The sequence below is a fragment of the Streptomyces sp. NPDC050388 genome (assembly GCF_040655635.1).
In the GTDB taxonomy this organism is placed as follows: Bacteria; Actinomycetota; Actinomycetes; order Streptomycetales; family Streptomycetaceae; genus Streptomyces.
The window spans coordinates 1-2,264 of sequence record NZ_JBFAKH010000242.1 but is presented as its reverse complement, the minus strand read 5'-3'; the positions used below and the strand labels follow the sequence as shown (position 1 = coordinate 2,264).

The following is a 2,264-nucleotide window of genomic DNA, read 5'->3' as shown; positions in this document are numbered from 1 at the left end:
GGGGGTGGTGCTGGCCATGCCGGGGTGTACTCCTGTCTCGCCCTTCCAGCCTAACCCGGCAAAGCGGGCGTCTCAGCCAAGGCTGTCAGAGAGGGCTTCGACTCACCCTTCGGTACCAAGGGCAAGGCATGCCCGGTTTCGTTCTTCGGCTGCCTCGGCTGCGGAAACGCTGTCATCACCCGAAGGAAGTTGCCGGCCATCCTGGCGTTTCTCAACCACATCGAGGCCGAGCGGGCCAGAACTCCCGAAGCCGAGTGGACAGCGCGTTTCGGCGGGGTCCACCTGCAGATCCTGCGTCTGATCCTGCCAAGGTTCAGCGAGAACGACGTCCTCAGCGCCAAGGCCGTGGCCGAGTCCACCGAGCCCCTGCTCTTCCTTCCCTCTAGCCTGTTCGGAGGTCACTGATGCTCGCACAGCCGCTACCGCTTGGGTCAGGCGCTGAGCGCCCCTGCGACACCGCACCCGTTCTGTCCGGACGCCCTCTCGCCGGTTTCCCGTCCCTCATGCCGCGGTTCGGAGACGACGTCTGGAACCTCGGCGTGGCTGGCTTTGCCGGAAACCGGTACGCCAGCGAGTTCCTGATCGACTTCAAGTCCCTCGACCACCCCGTACGACGCGAGGCCGCACGCGAGTTCCTCTTCTGGAGGCTCAACACTCGTCCCGGCCGTGGCCCACTGCCTTCCATCTCAACGGTGGCGGCGGAATGGTGGAACCTGCGGTGCTTCTTCCGGTTCCTCGACACCGAGCACGGAGGCCTGCGCCTGGACGCGGTCACGCAACCGGTTCTCGACGCCTATCTCGCTCACTGCCGAAGCGAAGGGCTGCTCGCGAGCAGCGTTCGCCATCGGCTCCAGGTGATCTCCCGCCTGCACCTCGCAGCACAGAACGTCGTCACCGACGCATTGGTCATCAACCCGTGGAACGGTCGTCCCCTCACCCGAGTCATCGGCGTCGAACCGACGCGCAAGCATGAAAACGAGACTCCCCGCATCCCACCGAACGTGATCGGACCATTGGTACAGGCAGCGCTGTTCTATGTCCGCACCGCAGCAAAGGACATCCTCAACGCACGTACTGAGCTCACGGAACTGGAAGCCTCCACCGAAGGCATCCGTGGACTGTCCCTCAATCGCCTTGAGCACTATCTCCAGAGCCTTGCCGATGACGGACGAGGAGTTCCCGTAGTGGACGAGGTCGGACGGCAAGTGCACCTGGCCGGTGCGCCGGCCTACACGTACATCATGCGGAAGTCCGGAGCCGGCCGGGGAGTCGCCGGAGGCGTCTACGACGAGCGTATCGACCGAGCACTGGAGCTCCTGGGCCCTGAGCCCGGCGGGATGGACACGCCCATCTCTCCGCACCCTCAGACCGGTCTCCCCTGGCGGGACAGATTCAGCCCCGCCGCCGTACCACACGAGGAACGGCTACTGCGAACCTCCTGTTACATCCTCATCGCCTATCTGTCCGGCATGCGCGACTCCGAGGTCAAGGAACTGCGGGACGGCTGTCACTTCACCGAGCGGAGTGCGGATGCTGTCGTCGTTCGCCACAAGGTGCGCTCGCAACTCGTCAAGGGCGGACGTGGCACAACGGAAAGCTGGGTGGTCATCGAGCCCGTTGCCGAAGCCATCGATGTCCTGCAGCAACTACCCCATCGTGACGCGCTGTTCTGCCGACCGGTCACCCGTGATCGGTATTCAACGGTCTCGGCCAACCGAATGAATGAGAATCTCAACAAGTTTCGAGCACACTGCACGCGCATCGGCTTCCCCGTGCCCGACGTGGACGGGGAACCCTGGAACCTCACCACCCGCCAGTTCCGCAGAACCGTGGCTTGGCACATCGCCCACCGTCCCTACGGCACGGTCGCGGGAATGATCCAGTACAAGCACCTCTCCGTGGCCATGTTCGAGGGATACGCCGGGACCTCGGCCTCGGGCTTTCGCGCGGAGGTCACTGCCGAAGAAGCCCTGGCGCGCTTGGCGGACGTTGTGGAGCGCTACGAGGACTTCAAAGCCGGTGTCCGCTCATCCGCGCCCGGCGGGACACGGACCGACAACGAGTTTGCCCGCGTCCAGCAGGAACTCCACGACTTTCCGGGGCGAGTGGTCGATGAGCGTCGCCTTCATGCCATGCTCAAGACCTCGGCTCACACCTTGCACATCGGGACACTGAAGCCTTCTCGGCAACGTGACGGTTGCGGTGCGTGATGATGCCGGACGGCGGGATGGCGACTCGGCGTCAGACATGAGTGAAGCCCCTGG

The 2,264-nt window shown here is 64.4% G+C and carries 2 protein-coding genes; both read left to right on the top strand.

What is annotated here, in order from left to right; all coding sequences use genetic code 11:
• The first annotated feature begins 189 nt into the window (after positions 1 to 189).
• The gene (locus AB0I73_RS41085) at positions 190 to 405 is read left to right on the top strand and encodes a hypothetical protein (RefSeq protein ID WP_363045483.1); all 216 of its coding nucleotides are present in this window, start codon (positions 190 to 192) and stop codon (positions 403 to 405) included.
• Between the two features lie 98 nt (positions 406 to 503).
• Positions 504 to 2,210 carry a hypothetical protein gene (locus AB0I73_RS41080; RefSeq protein WP_363045482.1) on the top strand — a complete coding sequence of 569 codons (1,707 nt, stop codon included), beginning with the start codon at positions 504 to 506 and terminating at the stop codon, positions 2,208 to 2,210.
• Positions 2,211 to 2,264 lie beyond the last annotated feature (54 nt).

Coding starts and splice junctions, on each gene's coding strand:
- AB0I73_RS41080 (WP_363045482.1), top strand. CDS start 504: ATGCCGCGGTTCGGAGACGACGTCTGGAACCTCGGCGTGGCTGGCTTT.